Source organism: Proteus appendicitidis, assembly GCF_030271835.1.
In the GTDB taxonomy this organism is placed as follows: Bacteria; Pseudomonadota; Gammaproteobacteria; order Enterobacterales; family Enterobacteriaceae; genus Proteus; species Proteus appendicitidis.
This window is the reverse complement of record NZ_CP127389.1, coordinates 676,045-693,570: the sequence shown is the minus strand read 5'-3', so window position 1 is coordinate 693,570 and position 17,526 is coordinate 676,045. Positions and strand designations below refer to the sequence as shown.

Here is a 17,526-nt window from a genome sequence, read left to right as displayed (position 1 = left end):
ACAAAATCAACCCGCTAAAACAAAGAAATTAACTTATTTTATTTTCTTGACTCCTTACTTGAAAAAAAGATCCGCACCCACTTCTTTGTTTTGCACTAGCCCCAAATAAATTTATTTGGGGCTATCTTTTTTATATCAAATAGAAAAATAAAAAATCCCGAATACAAGTCTCCTTATATTCGGGATCATTATTACAACAATAAATAACCTTAAGATTTACTTATCTTTTCGTGCATTTCTTGAACTGAGATAACACTTTCCGTAGGGTCCGCTGTTAATGACAGCGTTGTCGCAAACCCGCCATTTAACGTCGTGTCATAATGGACTTTATATCTTAATGCACTACGACGAATAATTTTAGAATCTTCAATGGCTTGACGACCAGAAGTCGTATTAACAATATAGTCATATTCACCATTTTTGATTCTATCTTCAATATGCGGCCGACCTTCATGAACCTTATTAACTAAACGTGGGTTTATTCCCGCCTCACCTAATACAATGGCTGTACCATGTGTAGCATCTAATTCAAATCCACTTTTTAGTAATTTCGTTGCTAAATCAACAACTCGCTTTTTATCACCAGCACGCACAGAAAGAAGCGCTCTGCCTTTTTTCTTCATGGTAGAACTGCTGCCTAACATCGCTTTAGCAAAGGCTTGAGCAAAGGTTGCACCAACGCCCATCACTTCACCAGTTGAACGCATTTCAGGTCCTAAAATCGGATCAACACCTGCAAACTTATTGAAAGGTAAAACCACCTCTTTTACAGAGTAATAAGGTGGAATAACTTCTTTTGTAACTCCCTGCTCTTCAAGGCTTTGACCAATCATGACACGCGCAGCGACTTTGGCTAATGGCACACCTGTGGCTTTTGACACAAAAGGTACGGTACGAGCAGCACGAGGATTGACTTCGATAAGGTAAACATCGTTACCTTTCACCGCAAATTGTGCATTCATCAACCCTTTTACACCTAATTCAAACGCAAGCTCACGGACTTGCTTACGCATCACATCTTGAATTTCTTGGCTTAGGGTATAAGCAGGCAATGAGCAAGCAGAGTCACCAGAGTGAACACCCGCTTGTTCGATATGCTCCATAATGCCGCCAATCACGACTTGCTTACCGTCACAAATCGCATCAATATCGACTTCAATTGCATCATCAAGAAAACGGTCTAACAACACTGGCGCATCATTTGACACACTCACTGCGGTTTGGAAATAGCGACGTAAATCGACTTCATCGTAAACAATCTCCATTGCGCGTCCACCAAGAACATAAGACGGACGAACCACCAGCGGATAGCCAATCAATTGTGCTTTTTCTACAGCCTCTTCTAAAGCGGTTACAGTGGCATTTTCAGGCTGTTTAAGCCCTAATTTATCAACTGCTTTTTGGAAACGTTCACGATCTTCTGCTTTATCAATAGCATCTGGCGTTGTGCCAATAACTGGCACCCCTTCAGCTTCTAGCGCTCTGGCGAGTTTTAATGGTGTTTGTCCACCATATTGCACGATAACCCCTTTCGGCTTTTCAATTCGTACAATTTCAAGTACATCTTCTAATGTGACAGGTTCAAAATAGAGTCTGTCAGAAGTATCGTAATCTGTTGAAACCGTTTCAGGGTTACAGTTCACCATAATGGTTTCGTAACCGTCTTCACGCAACGCAAGCGCGGCATGAACACAGCAATAATCAAATTCTATTCCTTGCCCTATACGGTTTGGTCCACCACCTAAGATCATGACTTTAGGTTTATCTTGATGTGGATTTGCCTCGCACTCTTCTTCATAAGTCGAGTACATATAAGCCGTATCCGTAGCAAATTCTGCTGCACAAGTATCAACACGTTTATAGACCGGATGGAGTTGATATTGCTCCCGTAACTGGCGAATAACAGGCTCTTTTACGTTAAGTATTTTAGCTAAACGTGCATCAGCAAAACCTTTACGTTTTAACTGACGTAAGAAATCAGCATTTAAGCCTTTTATACCGACTTCGCTGACTTTTTCTTCAAGGCGAACGATTTCTTCTATTTGAACTAAGAACCAGCGATCAATATTGGTGAGGTTAAATACACCATCAACGGATAGCCCTGCTCGGAAGGCATCCGCGATATACCAAATTCGGTCAGAGCCTGCTTCTTTTAGCTCACGGCGAATTTTCGTTAACGCTTCTGGGTCGTCTAAATCGACTTTAGGATCAAACCCTGTCGCCCCCACTTCGAGGCCTCGTAATGCTTTTTGCAAAGATTCTTGTTGTGTTCTACCAATTGCCATCACTTCGCCAACAGATTTCATTTGCGTTGTTAATCTGTCATTGGTTCCTGCAAATTTTTCAAAGTTAAAGCGAGGAATTTTTGTCACAACATAATCAATAGAAGGTTCGAAAGAGGCTGGTGTTCGCCCTCCAGTGATATCATTCATCAACTCATCGAGGGTGTAACCTACAGCTAATTTTGCAGCGACTTTCGCAATTGGGAAGCCTGTCGCTTTAGATGCCAGCGCTGATGAACGAGAAACCCGAGGATTCATTTCGATAACAATCAAGCGCCCTGTTTTAGGATCAACAGCAAACTGAACGTTAGAACCGCCCGTTTCAACACCTATTTCACGTAATACCGCCATCGAGGCATTACGCATAATTTGATATTCTTTGTCAGTAAGTGTTTGTGCTGGCGCGACGGTAATGGAATCGCCTGTATGAATTCCCATTGCATCGAAGTTTTCGATAGAGCAGACGATAATGCAGTTGTCGTTTTTATCACGCACAACTTCCATTTCATACTCTTTCCAACCAATTAGAGATTCATCAATTAACAGTTCATTAGTGGGTGATAAATCTAAGCCTCGCGTACAAATTTCTTCAAATTCTTCACGATTATAGGCGATCCCGCCCCCCGTTCCGCCCATTGTGAATGAAGGGCGAATAATACAAGGAAAACCCACTTGTTCAGCAACAGCAAAGGCTTCATCAAGATTATGTGCAATACCTGAACGCGCAGTATCTAAACCGATTTTTTTCATCGCTTTATCAAAGCGTTGTCTATCTTCTGCTTTATCAATTGCATCGGCTGTTGCACCAATCATGGTGACGCCAAATTCAGCCAAGACACCTTGGCGCTCTAGCTCTAGCGCACAGTTCAGTGCCGTTTGCCCACCCATTGTTGGCAATACCGCATCAGGGCGCTCTTTTTCAATAATTTTTCTCACAACTTGCCAGTGAATAGGCTCGATGTACGTTGCATCGGCCATTTCAGGATCGGTCATAATGGTTGCAGGATTTGAATTTACCAAAACAACTCGATATCCCTCTTCACGTAGGGCTTTACATGCTTGCGCGCCTGAATAGTCAAATTCACACGCTTGCCCGATAACAATCGGCCCAGCACCTAAAATCAGGATTGTTTTGATATCTGTTCTTTTAGCCATTTTCTTTCGCTCCTGATTTATTTAGTTGTCACTGATTGCAGGTTTTGACGATATTGCGCGATAAGCTCGATAAAGTGATCAAAAAGCGGTGCTGCATCATGTGGCCCTGGGCTAGCTTCTGGGTGACCTTGGAAACTGAATGCAGGTTTATCCGTGCGATGAATACCTTGTAAAGAACCATCAAATAGAGATTTATGTGTCACACGTAAATTGGCAGGAAGAGAGGTTTCATCAACGGCAAATCCATGATTTTGCGCTGTGATCATCACCGTATTTTTATCTAAATCTTTAACAGGATGATTACCACCGTGGTGACCAAATTTCATTTTGATGGTTTTTGCACCGCTAGCTAATGCTAATAGCTGATGCCCTAAACAAATACCAAATACCGGAATATCAGTGGTTAAAAAGGTTTGAATGGCATTAATGGCATAATCACAAGGCTCTGGATCCCCGGGACCATTGGAAAGAAAAATACCATCAGGAGAAAGCGCTAACACATCTTGAGCTGACGTTTGAGCGGGTACCACAGTAACTTGGCATCCTCTATCCACCAGCATACGTAAAATATTACGTTTCACACCGAAATCATACGCCACAATATGCAATGGCAATTCAGTCGCTAATTTAGCTTCTGGTAATTCATTTTCTAGTGTCCAACTTCCTTGAGTCCACGAGTAAGGCTGTTTGACGGTGACTGTTTTGGCTAAATCCATGCCTTTTAAGCCGGGAAAGGCTTTAGCTTTTTCGAGGACAAGTTTGGTATCGGGATGTTTACCAGCGATAATACAGCCGTTTTGCGCGCCTTTTTCTCTCAATAAGCGCGTTAATTTACGTGTATCAATATCCGCTATCGCAACAATGTTATGGCGTTTAAGATAATCAGATAACGTTTCTTCAGCACGATAGTTGCTCATCACTAATGGTAAGTCGCGAATAATTAAACCTTGAGCATGGATTGTTTCTGATTCTTCGTCTGAACGATTAACGCCGGTATTGCCAATGTGGGGATAAGTGAGAGTAACAATTTGTTGGGAGTAAGAAGGGTCGGTTAATATTTCTTGATAACCGGTCATGGAAGTATTAAAAACGACTTCACCGATGGCGGCGCCTTCTGCGCCAATCGACTTGCCGTGGAATTCGGTCCCATCTTCTAGAACCAGTATAGCTTTTCTAATCAAAACGCCCTCCAGAGAATAATAAATCACATTTCATGCATATTAATTCAGATTTAAGACTCTAAATCAATGCCAAAAACATAAAATTGGGCAAATTTTTGGCAAATTGGGCGCATTCTAAAGATCGAACAAGCAGATGTCTAGAAAAAACACCTTTTTAATTTAAAAAATATCAATTATTAGCAAATTAGTCATCTAAGTGACAATTTACACCAGCGATCTTACAAATTTAACCGTTTGCTTACCAAGTTAATTTAAAAACTGATCTTAAATAGGAAAAAAAGAGGATTTTTGACATTAAGAAAGGAAATATAGGCAAGAATACAGAGAAAATAGATATAAAAAACACACATACAAATAATTAAGAACAAAAATCAATAAAAACTCATAATTGAAAAAATAATCATGAGTTTTCATTACATTATAAATTTAATAAATTATAAATCTTCCAGTGAAAGCACATCTTTCATATTATATAAACCTGATTTTTTAGATCTTAACCAAATAGCTGCTTTAACAGCACCATTTGCAAAGGTCATTCGACTAGAAGCCTTGTGGCTTATCTCTACACGCTCACCAATATCAGCAAAAATGGCAGTGTGCTCACCCACAATATCACCTGCTCGAATAGTAGCAAAACCAATGCTTTGAGGATCACGCTCTCCCGTATGCCCTACTCGTTCATAAACAGCACACTCTTTAAGATCACGACCTAACGCATCTGCAATAGATTCACCCATTGCTAATGCAGTGCCTGATGGTGCATCAACTTTATGGCGATGGTGTGCTTCTACAATTTCAATATCACTGTAAGATCCCATCACTTTCGCTGCTTTTTCAAGTAACTTAAGTACTAGATTGACACCGACACTAAAGTTAGCGGCAAACACAATTGGAATAATTTTGGCGGCATTTTCAATGGCTTGTTTACCTTCATCATCAAAGCCGGTCGTACCAATAATCATGCCTTTTTTCTGTTCTACGCAAAATGCAATATGAGAAAGCGTTCCTTCAGGGCGTGTAAAATCAATTAATACATCAAATTCACCCGCTTGAGCCAGCAAGTTATCGGTGATTGTGACACCAATATGCCCGATGCCCGCTAATTCTCCAGCATCAGTGCCAATCAATGAAGAATTAGTACGCTCAAAAGCAGCACCTAAAACGGTTCCTTCTTGTTGAGAAATTGCCTGAATTAATTGGCGTCCCATACGACCACCCGCGCCAACAACGGCAAGACGAAGTTCTTTTGCAGACATAACTAAATTTCTCCTTAACAATACTTATTGTCTCTATTTATTGTTTACAGATTAGCGATGTCATCCACTTGATGCCAGCATTTAACGTTCAAGATAAGAAAAACACACAAAATCGTGGTCATTATCAGTAAAAGAGATGAACAGCATGATTATTCATTTAACTTTACTTTACACATAAAAAAAGCAGCGTTATTCACGCTGCTTTTTAAATTCACTATCACATTTAAGTGAGATTATTCGATAACTTTATAATCTAGGCGAAGCTCTTTAGGTACTTCAAAAACAATATTTTCTTCACGCCCTGATAATTCAATCACCTCATCAGCACCAAAGGTCTTTAAACGTTCTAATACTTGTTGAACCAAAATATCGGGTGCTGAAGCCCCTGCTGTAACGCCAACAATATTTGCATTAGCCACCCATGACTCATCAATATCTTCAAAACTATCGATCAGATAAGAAGGCTTACCTGCACGCTGTGCAAGCTCCGCTAGACGATTAGAGTTTGATGAGTTTTTAGAGCCAACGACAAATACAACATCCGCTTTTTCAGCAAGCTCTCTCGCAGCTTCTTGGCGATTGGTTGTTGCGTAACAGATATCATCTTTACGAGGCCCAATAATTTTGGGGAAGCGTGCATTTAAAGCATCAATCACTTCAGATGTATCATCAACAGAAAGCGTTGTTTGAGTCATAAAGCAAAGATTATCTTCATCTTTCACTTCTAATTTCCACACATCAGCTGGCGACTCAACTAAATACATTCCCCCTTCAGGGTTATTGTATTGCCCCATTGTGCCTTCAACTTCTGGGTGTCCTGCATGACCGATTAAAATCGCTTCTTTGCCTTTACGGCTCGCTCTTGCCACTTCCATATGAACTTTAGTTACTAACGGACAAGTCGCATCATAAAGCATCGTTAAATTACGTGAGCGAGCTTCTTGACGAATAGCTTGAGAAACACCATGTGCAGAAAAAATTAAAATCGCGTTATCGGGGACTTCTGAAATTTCTTCAATAAAAATAGCGCCACGTTCACGTAAGTCGTTAACGACATAGCGGTTATGAACGACCTCGTGACGAACATAAATAGGTGCGCCATAGATTTCCAGAGCGCGGTCAACAATGCTGATAGCTCGGTCAACACCCGCACAAAAGCCTCGTGGGTTAGCCAGCAGTATTTGCATGTGTTGTTTCCTCCTCAGGATTGATGCTGACAACTTCAATATCAAATGTCACTTCTTCTGATGCTAACGGATGATTAAAATCAACGGTTACAGAATCTTCAGTGACATCTCTTACAATGCCCGGCATTTCACTGCCATTCATTGCTGTAAATAGCATGATAGTGCCTGCCTCAGGCACACCAGACTCTACAAAGTCAGAAGGCATAAAGTATTGGAGCAAGTCGGGATTGTATTTACCAAAAAGATGTTCACCCGCAAGCGTAAAGGTTTTTTTATCTCCCGTTGATAATCCCAATAATTCAGCTTCTAAGGCTGGCGATAAACTTTCATCACCTAAACGAAAAAGGGCGGGTTTACCATGCGCTTGTGTAGATTCAGCAACAGAGCCATCGGCTAACTTTAAAGTGAAATTCAGCAACACAGCGCTGTCGTTGAGTACCTGCATAACCATACTAATACCTTCTATTAAGCGTAACCCCCGCCATAAGGCAGGGGTTATTTTAGTTAACTTCTTGTCTGATTACTTTTGCTTTTTTGTATCTTGAGGGCTGGCATTTTTATCAGGAAAAAAGCTCTCAATAATAATAAGCCCTGCACCAATACAAATGCCCATATCAGCAATATTAAAGGTCGGCCAATGCCAATCTCCGATATAAACATCAAGAAAGTCGATGACAAACCCGTGGATCAGACGATCAGAGAGATTACCCAATGCTCCGCCAATAATGAGCGCATAAGCAATGTTACTTAGTTTGGCACTCGCTTTGTTTTTATACATCATTACCAATAAAGTAATGCAGATTGCCAATGCAATCAGTGCAAAAAACCAACGTTGCCATCCCCCTTTATCTGCTAAAAAGCTAAAGGCTGCACCATAGTTATGGGCGTAAGTGAAGTTGAAAAAAGGCATCACGGCAACAGATTCATACAGACGAAATGTCTGCATGAAATACTGTTTCGTTCCTAAATCCAACACCACTACGGCGACAGCTAGCCATAGCCAGCGTAAACCTGTAGAGCAAAGTGTTTTCTTCATTAATTAAGCAAACTTACGTTCTTCACCGTTACCGGCTACGTTAGTAACACAGCGTCCGCATAATTCAGCGTGTTCCGCTACTTGACCGATATCTGTCGCATAATGCCAACAACGAGGGCATTTTTCGCCATCTGCTTTGTTAAAGGCGATTTTTAAACCCGCCATATCAGAAGCTAATGCTGTTTCTGGTGCTTCATTAATATCTGCCACTTTCGCTTGAGAAGTTAATAAAACAAAACGTAGTTCGTTACCTAACGCATTTAACTTATCTGCTAAAGCTTTATCTGCATACAGCGTTACTGAGGCTTCTAAAGAGCCACGCAGTTGTTTATCTGTACGCGCTTGCTCTAATACTTTGTTGACTTCACCACGAACGGCAAGTAATTCAGCCCAGTAGTCATCATTTAAGGTTTCTGACGCATCTAAGCCGAATAAATCGGTATACCATTCTTCCGTTAAGACATATTTTGCACGTTCGCCTGGTAACTCATTCCAGATCTCATCTGCAGTGAATGACATAACTGGCGCCATCCAACGAACTAATGCTTCACAGATATGGAATAACGCTGTTTGGCAACTACGACGAGCAATGCTATCGCTTTTCGCGGTGTACTGTCTGTCTTTGATGATATCTAAGTAGAAAGACCCCATTTCCACTGAACAGAACTGCATCAGGCGCTGAATAACATTATGGAAATCATAATTTTCATAATGTTTTAGGATATCCGCTTGTGCTGCTTTCGCACGACCTACTGCCCAGCGATCTAACGTGACCATATCTTCTGGCTTAACTTGGTGTTTTGCAGGATCAAATCCATTTAAGTTAGCTAAGAAGAAACGCGCAGTATTACGAATACGGCGATAAGTATCTGCTGAACGTTTTAAGATCTCATCAGATACCGCAATTTCACCTGTGTAATCTGTTGATGCAACCCATAAACGTAGGATATCAGCGCCCAGTTTATCCATTACATCTTGTGGGCTTACTGTGTTACCGATAGATTTAGACATTTTACGGCCTTGTCCATCTACGGTAAAACCATGCGTTAACACTTCACGGTAAGGCGCTTTGCCTTTGATTGCAGTCGAGATCATCAGTGAAGACATAAACCAGCCACGATGTTGGTCAGAGCCTTCTAAGTACATATCTGCTGAATTGCCGTGGAATTCAGGACGCGCATCAACAACTGTTGAGTGTGTTGATCCTGAATCGAACCAAACATCCAGTGTATCTGGCGTTTTCATGTAATCGTCAGCTTCATCACCCAGCACTTCGCGGATATCTAAATCCCACCATGCTTGAATACCACTCACTTCAACACGTTTTGCCACTTCTTCCATTAACTCTAAAGTACGTGGATGTGGCTCTTGAGTCTCTTTGTGAACAAACAGAGACATTGGCGTTCCCCAAGTACGCTGACGAGAGATACACCAGTCAGGACGGTTTTCAACCATTGATTCAATACGTGCTTGACCCCAATCAGGGATCCATTTAACACCTTTGATCTCTTTTAATGATTGCTGACGTAAACCGTTTTTATCCATGCCAATAAACCATTGTGGTGTAGCACGGAAAATAACCGGAGTTTTATGTCTCCAGCAACATGGATAACTGTGTTGCATGGCTTCGTGATGTAATAGAGCGCCTTTTTCTTTTAACAGCTCTACAATCACATCATTCGCTTTAAAAACAAACACGCCATCTAATGTTGGATAAGTACCAGCCAAGTAACAACCATTTGGACCAACTGGGTTTGCGACTTCTAAACCGTATTTTTGACCAACAACGAAGTCATCAGGGCCGTGGCCTGGTGCAGTATGAACAGCACCTGTACCCGCTTCTAAAGTAACGTGATCACCTAAAATTGCAGGTACATCAAAGCCCATAAATGGATGATTAAAGCGCAGTAGTTCTAAATCAGCACCCTTGCATTCGCCTAAAACAGTCCAGCTTGTTACGCCAATACGCTTCATTACGCCTTCAACAAGATCAGCGGCTAAAATCACGCATTCATCGTTAAAAGAGACTAACGCGTAATTAAATTCAGCATTTAATGCGATAGCGCGGTTAGCAGGTAATGTCCAAGGCGTTGTTGTCCAGATAACCAAAGAAATAGGCTTATCTGTTGTTGCATGGAATTTTGCAGCAACTGCGTTTGGATCAACGGCGGTGAAACGCACATCAATCGAAGGTGAAGTTTTATCGTAATATTCAACTTCAGCTTCTGCCAGCGATGAACCACATGCAGTACACCAGTGAACAGGTTTAGCCCCTTTTAACAGGTGACCATTTGCGATAATGCGCGCTAATGCACGGATAGTATTCGCTTCAGTTTTATAGTCCATTGTAAGATAAGGTTTTTCCCAATCTCCTAGAACACCTAAACGAATAAAATCTTTTTTCTGTGCTTCAATTTGCTCGTAAGCGTATTTACGGCATTCCTCGCGGAATTGCGCTGCAGATATTTTCTCTCCTGGTTTACCTACGATTTGTTCAACTTTTAGTTCGATAGGTAATCCGTGACAATCCCATCCTGGAATGTACGGAGAATCAAAGCCTGACAGCCCTTTGGATTTAATAATAATATCTTTGAGAATTTTGTTTACTGAGTGACCAATATGAATATTGCCGTTGGCGTATGGAGGGCCATCGTGCAAAATAAATGTTTTCTTACCACTTTTAGCCTGACGAATTGCTTGATACAAACCTTCTTTGTACCAACGTGATAACATCTCTGGCTCGCGCTTTGCTAAATCCCCGCGCATAGGGAACCCTGTTTCTGGTAAGTTCAGGGTATTTTTATAGTCACTCATTCGATTCTCAGTTCCAATTTTCCGCTAGTTTATGACTCCGACCGCTGCGATAAAAAATCCCTAGCAGTAGCCACATCATCTGCGATTTGCTGCTTCAATGCATCCAATGATGCAAATCGCTGTTCATTACGTAATTTCTTTCGTAACACAACATCAATACGACGTCCATATAAATCCATATTAACGTCGATTAAATGAACTTCTAATTGTACGCCCTTCCCTTGTACAGTAGGACGACTTCCGATATTTGCCACACCGGGTAAAGGTGATTGATTATCTGATAAATAGACATCAACGGCATAAACGCCTTTAACTGGTGCAACTAAGCGTTTCATAGGAATATTGGCTGTCGGAAAACCAATGGTTCTACCCAATTCATTACCATGAACAACACGCCCACAAACGCTGTAAGGGTGTCCTAGTAGTGATTCAGCAAGAACTAAATCATCATTGAGTAACGCTTCTCGTACCGCAGTGCTACTGATACGCAATCCTTTATCGCAATAACTTTCTGTATTCGCGACTTCAAATCCATATCTAACACCGGCTTGTTGTAAAAAATGGAAATCACCTTCACGGTTTTTGCCAAAGCGAAAATCATCGCCAATAGCAAGAAACTTTACCCCTAACTTATTCACCAAGAGTGATGAAACAAATTCTTCTGGGGTTTGTGCCGCAAATTGTTTATCAAATTTGACACACAAAAGGTAATCAATACCACATTCAGCTAAATACTTAATCTTGTCTCGTAAACGAGTCAGACGCGCTGGTGCCTTTTCTGGTAAAAAGAACTCAAGTGGCTGAGGCTCAAATGTCATCACAACCGTGGGTAATCCTCGCTGTGATGCCTCTTGCTTCAAATGTTTCAATAATGCCTGATGGCCTCTATGGACACCATCAAAATTCCCAATCGTCAGAACGCAACCGTGGTGTAGCGCTCTAATATTTTGTATACCGCGAATTAGCTCCATAACTGGCTCAATACCGTGGAAATTATTGGATTATACCTTGTCAAAGGCTTGAGAGTAACCCAATATATCAATGTTTATTGATGAGTAATATCTCGACAAGTCGATTCACTGTTATTCTTAAATTTGATTGCTCACATCAAACAAAAAATGGACTATCACTCACTTCTTGGTTATAAAATCGCATAAAATCAAGCGTAGATCCTATTAGAATCTATTATTTATTACTCATATACACGATTTTGATGATTTTTTCACTCAAAAGACTGTATTCTACCCGTCTTAACTGATAAAATCTTGCGCCATCACAACGAAACAAGTGTCGCGTACAACGACGCTAATTTTGTATAAATCCATTGACAAACTTAGGTTGAAAAGGCATATTCCTTCACCTTTGTATTTGTCCTCGCTAGAATATATTTGGGAGTTGGAACTTGGCTAATATCAAATCAGCTAAGAAACGTGCGGTTCAGTCTGAAAAGCGTCGTCAGCACAACGCAAGCCGTCGTTCTATGATGCGTACTTACATCAAAAAAGTATACGCAGCAGTTGCTTCAGGTGATAAAGAAGCAGCACAAAAAGCATTTAATGACATGCAACCGATTGTTGACCGTCAGGCAACTAAAGGCTTAATTCACAAGAATAAAGCTGCACGTCATAAAGCTAATCTGCAAGCACAAATCAAAGCAATGTAATATTGCTTTCTTGTGTTATAAAAAACCGGCTTATGCCGGTTTTTTGTTGTCTACGGTTTAATCGCAATCTACTTATGGGTTTGCAACGCTCTTTTTATCCCCATTAAAGAGTTCAGAAAAATCAGTATTACAAACACGTTGAACTGCTGGATGTTGGATCATTCGCTCTGCAAAAATCGCATAGTACTCTTCTTTTACCGTATCAAGCTTCCCAATCTCTTCGATATTACTTTGAGCAAAAGTTTCATCGGTATACAGTGAAGGTGCTACAAAGATAGCATTATAATTTAAGCCGAATGCTTTCATTAATGCCGCATCATCAAACTCACCCAATATTTCTACTTGCAGGTTTTTATTACGTATCCATGTTAATAAATGGCGACCTAACATATATCGACGCCCCGGAATAAGGAGTTTTCGCTCTTCTAAGCATTCAGGAAACGGTTTTTCAGGAAGAGGGTGACTGCAAAAAAAGCTCATATTACATTCGCCAAGTTTTACAGAGAACAAACCTTCTTGTTGTGACGAATCCACTGGGCAATCTGATAGGATCATATCCAGCTTATGCTGGCTTAATTGCTCTAGTAATAGTTCATGAGTAGATTCAAAACAACGCAGATGGATTTGCTCATTATCAATAACAGCCGTTTCTAATACGCGACTGACTAATTGTTTTGATAACGCATCCGCAACACCGACATCAAACAGTAAATTCGATTCACGACTGTAATTAACGATATCCAGCATTTCTTGGCTGAGCATAAACATTTTATCGGCATAACGAAAAATAAGCTGACCCAATTCTGAAGGAACTAATCCCCTTCCTTGGCGTTTAAATAACTTGCCACCCAATCTTTCTTCTAATGCTTTAATTTGCCCTGTAATTGTCTGAGGTGTCAGATACAGCGCTTGCGCTGCACCCACAACAGAGCCTTCTTTACACACATGCCAAAAATAATAAAGATGGTTAAAATTGAGATGTGACACCCGCATAGCTATCTTCCTTTCAACTTCTGTGCTTCAAACACAGACTATGTAATAACGCATTAGTGTGCGATTGGCTTTCCTTGCATCCAATCCTCATAAAAACACCTACGGCACAATACACTGTATTGCACCGTAGGTTTAAATATATAACTCGGTATTTATTGTGTTGAGAAACTCAAGTCCGTAATAAATTTCCCTATATTGACTTCGTTTTTAACTTCGGTAAAACAGAACGAAGTAACAAATATCCCACAACAGCGGCTACTGTTGAACCGACTAAAATACCAAGCTTAGCATAGGTATTATAAGCTTCATCCGCGCCATCAAATGCTAACCCTGCGATAAAGATAGACATAGTAAAACCGATACCACATAGCACAGATACTGCAAATATTTGCTTAAGATTAATCGCATCTGGTAATTTTGCAATGCCTAGTTTTACCGAAATCCAACTAAAGAGGAAAATTCCAATCGGCTTACCTAAAAATAGACCTAACGCGATACCTAACGGTAAAGCAGATAACATGCCATCAAGTGTTACACCATTTAAAGAAACCCCTGCATTACTAAATGCAAACAGCGGCAAAATAAAATAGGCAACCCAAGGATGTAGCACGTGCTCTAATTCTTCAGAAGGAGAATCACCTTCTTTATTTCTCAATGGGATAAGGAATCCAACAATCACACCTGCAATGGTGGCATGAATACCTGATTTTAAAATACACACCCACAAGATGAATCCAAGAATTAAATAAGCAGCAGTATTACCCACTTTGCGCCAGTTCATTATGCCCAAAGCAATCACTATCAAACCCGCCAAAGCAAGAGGTATTAGTGCAATACTCTTTGAATAAAAGAGCGCAATAATGACAATCACACCCAAGTCATCAATGATGGCTAATGCTAATAAAAAGACTTTTAACTCAACTGGAACGCGCTTGCCCAGCAACGCCATAACACCCAGCGCAAAAGCAATGTCTGTTGCAGCTGGAATTGCCCAACCTTGCTGCCCAACGGGGTCCATATGATTAAACATCAAATAAACCAATGCTGGAGCTAACATACCACCTACTGCTGCTATCGCAGGGAAAATAGCTCTATCACGCTGGGCTAAAGAGCCTTCTTTTAATTCACGTTTAACTTCCAATCCGACCACTAAGAAAAAGATCGCCATTAAGGCATCATTAACCCAAAGCAATAATGGCTTATCAAGCTCGAACGCGCCGAATTTGATCATAATTGGAATTGATAAAAACTCATTATACAAAGCACTTAGAGGTGTATTCGCCATGATCAATGCGATAATAGCAGCAATAATCAGAAGAATACCGCCTGATGCCTCTAATCTCAAAAATTGTCTAATAATTGCCGTCATAATATTAACCTCAAAATCACTAATCTTGTTAATAATATGCTAATTATGAATTCGTAAAAAACAGATTATTTATGGATAATAACTCGGGTTATTCGAATTAAAAAAGAAATATTAAGAAAAACAAGATGAATAGTATCAATTCATCAACATAATTTTTCAAAAACAAAAGAGCAATAAAAATTAAGAATAATTAAAAACAATTAAAATAACACATTGAATATAAATATTATTTTCTACAATTAAGTGAAAACAAGCATCTTTTTTGATAAATTATACCAATTGATAAAATAGTTCAAACACATCAATCTTTAATTATCAAAAAATTTATTATTTTTATCTTTTTTATTTACAGCATTCCAAAATTATAAGAGAAAAGAAATTGTCATGCATTTCACTATTTAACCATTATGTTATTGTCTTATAGATAGTGAATACTCTCGTTTTATTAAGGTTTCTATCAATATGTCGATTACTATTTTTATTGCCGTTTTATTTGCTGCTATCTTTCATGCCTGTTGGAATGCATTGGTTAAAGTAGGTAGTGATCGATTTTTAGGGATCTCATTACTGACTTTTTTTTCAGGTGTTGTAACTCTACCCGCCCTATTTTGGGTTGGGCTACCTGATGTCGGTGCATGGAAATGGCTTGCCCTGTCTGTTTTATTTCATATTGGTTACACACTCTCTTTAAGTCGTTGTTATACATTGGCTGATTTTAATCAGGTCTACCCTATCTCTCGTGGTAGTGCGCCATTAATGACTGCTTTTCTTGGTTTTTTTCTCTTTCATGAAACACTACCCATAACTGGCTTACTCGGTATTTTATTTATTATTCTGGGTATTATCCTTATCTCACGTAGTAGAAAAATAGCAGAATTTAATTTACATAAAGATGCACTCTTTTTTGCGTTACTTACCGCATTATTTACCGCAAGTTATACCTTATCTGATGGTAATGGCTCTCGTGTAGGTGAAACACCGTTTGCTTATATTTTATGGCTCTTCTTTTTAAATGGCATCGCAATGTATTTACTTGCTTGGCTTCGTTATCGCCAACATTTAAAAATCAAGATAAAGAGTTATTGGAAGCCTGCTTTCTTTGGTGGTGTGATGCAATTGGTAAGCTATGGCATAGTGATATGGGCGATGAGTCATGCCTCTATTGTGCTTGTCGCTGCACTAAGAGAAACCAGCGTATTATTTGCCATGATCTTATCTGTTTATCTGTTAAAAGAGCAATTTAACCGTAAACAGCTATTGGCGTGTTTAGTGATTTTAGCCGGTATTGTTGCTATCAAGATGGGATAATATTAAACATCATTCAAATAAAAAGACCTGATGACAAAATTTATCATCAGGTCTTTTTGAAGGTGATAAGAGAAATTATTTGGTTAAATCATCAAAGAATTTTTTCACACCATCTAAAAAGCTTTTGGAACGAGGGGTATTTTTCTCACCACTCTTGCCACCAAATGATTCACCCAGTTGTTGCATTAACTCTTTTTGTTTTTCATTGAGTTTAACTGGTGTTTCAACCACAACGCGGCACATTAAGTCACCAATACTACTACTGCGTACTGATTTAACGCCTTTGCCTTTCATGCGGAACATTTTGCCAGTTTGTGTTTCTGCTGGAATTTTAAGTTTCACACGACCATCAAGTGTTGGGACTTCAATCTCGCCACCTAACGCAGCAATAGCGAAGTTAATAGGGACTTCACAGTAAAGATTATTGCCATCACGTTCAAAAATATGATGTTGGCGAACATGAACCTGCACGTATAAATCGCCTGCTGGTGCGCCATTTTCACCGGCTTCACCTTCACCACTTAAGCGAATACGGTCGCCCGTATCAACACCGGCTGGAATTTTGACGGACAGCGTTTTCGCGCGTTCAACACGACCATCACCATGACATTTAGAGCAAGGCTCTTTAATCACTTTACCGCGACCATGACAAGTTGGACATGCTTGCTGTACAGTGAAGAAACCTTGACGTAAATGAACCTGACCAGCGCCATGACAAGTCGAACAGGTTTCTGCTGATGTGCCTTCTTTAGCACCGCTACCATGGCATTTGTCACATGTTTCTAATGTAGGTATACGAATTTCTTTAGTAATACCACGAACCGCTTCTTCAAGCGTTAGATCCATGTTGTATTGTAAGTCAGAACCACGCGCTGCGCGTTGTTGACGGCGACCACCACCAAAAATATCACCAAATACATCACCAAAGATATCACCAAAGTCAGCACCACCGCCGAAGCCGCCGCCACCTTGACCACCAAATCCACCTTGTTCAAATGCAGCATGACCGTATTGATCATAAGCAGCACGTTTTTGAGCATCACTTAAGATCTCATAGGCTTCTTTAATTTCTTTGAATTTTGATTCTGACTCTTTATCACCTTGATTACGGTCTGGGTGATATTTCATTGCTAAACGCTTATATGCGCGTTTAATTTCTTTTTCGTCGGCACTTTTACTTAAACCGAGTACTTCGTAAAAATCTCTTTTCGCCATTCTGGATTACCCTTGACATAAGCACACGGGCGTTGAGTTTCCTCGACGCCCGTGTTCGGTATCAGTA

General features: G+C 40.1%; 13 protein-coding genes. 2 read left to right on the top strand and 11 right to left on the bottom strand.

What is annotated here, in order from left to right; all coding sequences use genetic code 11:
• Positions 1-209: 209 nt before the first annotated feature.
• From carB to ribF, 8 genes are all read right to left on the bottom strand, one after another.
• On the bottom strand, positions 210-3,437 hold the full coding sequence (carB, locus tag QQS39_RS03270) for a carbamoyl-phosphate synthase large subunit (protein WP_285805376.1): 3,228 nt from the start codon (positions 3,435-3,437) through the stop codon (positions 210-212).
• 17 nt (positions 3,438-3,454) lie between these two features.
• Entirely contained in the window at positions 3,455-4,618 is a 1,164-nt protein-coding gene (gene carA, locus QQS39_RS03265; RefSeq protein WP_285805375.1) for a glutamine-hydrolyzing carbamoyl-phosphate synthase small subunit, read from the bottom strand.
• A 434-nt stretch (positions 4,619-5,052) separates the two neighbouring features.
• On the bottom strand, positions 5,053-5,874 hold the full coding sequence (dapB, locus tag QQS39_RS03260) for a 4-hydroxy-tetrahydrodipicolinate reductase (RefSeq protein ID WP_285805374.1): 822 nt from the start codon (positions 5,872-5,874) through the stop codon (positions 5,053-5,055).
• A gap of 233 nt (positions 5,875-6,107) precedes the next feature.
• Positions 6,108-7,061 (bottom strand): 4-hydroxy-3-methylbut-2-enyl diphosphate reductase, encoded by a 954-nt coding sequence (ispH, locus tag QQS39_RS03255; protein ID WP_098941153.1) that lies wholly within the window; start codon positions 7,059-7,061, stop codon positions 6,108-6,110.
• Positions 7,042-7,512, bottom strand: coding sequence for an FKBP-type peptidyl-prolyl cis-trans isomerase (gene fkpB / locus QQS39_RS03250; RefSeq protein WP_285805373.1), 471 nt, complete (start codon positions 7,510-7,512; stop codon positions 7,042-7,044). Before fkpB ends, ispH begins: the two co-directional genes overlap by 20 nt.
• Before the next feature lie 69 nt (positions 7,513-7,581).
• Entirely contained in the window at positions 7,582-8,097 is a 516-nt protein-coding gene (gene lspA / locus QQS39_RS03245; RefSeq protein ID WP_151434255.1) for a signal peptidase II, read from the bottom strand.
• Between the two features lie 3 nt (positions 8,098-8,100).
• Positions 8,101-10,911 (bottom strand): isoleucine--tRNA ligase, encoded by a 2,811-nt coding sequence (ileS, locus tag QQS39_RS03240; RefSeq protein ID WP_151434254.1) that lies wholly within the window; start codon positions 10,909-10,911, stop codon positions 8,101-8,103.
• Positions 10,912-10,940: 29 nt separating this feature from the next.
• The gene (gene ribF / locus QQS39_RS03235; RefSeq protein WP_151434253.1) at positions 10,941-11,882 is read right to left on the bottom strand and encodes a bifunctional riboflavin kinase/FAD synthetase; all 942 of its coding nucleotides are present in this window, start codon (positions 11,880-11,882) and stop codon (positions 10,941-10,943) included.
• A 431-nt stretch (positions 11,883-12,313) separates the two neighbouring features.
• On the opposite strand from ribF, the gene rpsT reads away from it, so the two are divergent.
• Positions 12,314-12,574 (top strand): 30S ribosomal protein S20, encoded by a 261-nt coding sequence (rpsT, locus tag QQS39_RS03230; protein WP_004248964.1) that lies wholly within the window; start codon positions 12,314-12,316, stop codon positions 12,572-12,574.
• A gap of 72 nt (positions 12,575-12,646) precedes the next feature.
• On the opposite strand, the gene nhaR is transcribed toward rpsT, so the two are convergent.
• Together nhaR and nhaA are read right to left on the bottom strand one after the other, a co-directional pair.
• Entirely contained in the window at positions 12,647-13,567 is a 921-nt protein-coding gene (gene nhaR, locus QQS39_RS03225; RefSeq protein ID WP_151434252.1) for a transcriptional activator NhaR, read from the bottom strand.
• Positions 13,568-13,757: 190 nt separating this feature from the next.
• A complete protein-coding gene (gene nhaA / locus QQS39_RS03220) occupies positions 13,758-14,936 on the bottom strand; it encodes a Na+/H+ antiporter NhaA (RefSeq protein WP_196736496.1) in 1,179 nt (392 codons plus the stop codon).
• Positions 14,937-15,398: 462 nt separating this feature from the next.
• Here nhaA and QQS39_RS03215 point away from each other — a divergent pair, with 462 nt between their 5' ends.
• On the top strand, positions 15,399-16,244 hold the full coding sequence (locus QQS39_RS03215; protein WP_285805372.1) for a DMT family transporter: 846 nt from the start codon (positions 15,399-15,401) through the stop codon (positions 16,242-16,244).
• 75 nt (positions 16,245-16,319) lie between these two features.
• Here the strand turns inward: QQS39_RS03215 and dnaJ are convergent, their stop codons facing one another.
• Entirely contained in the window at positions 16,320-17,459 is a 1,140-nt protein-coding gene (dnaJ, locus tag QQS39_RS03210) for a molecular chaperone DnaJ (RefSeq protein ID WP_151434249.1), read from the bottom strand.
• Positions 17,460-17,526 lie beyond the last annotated feature (67 nt).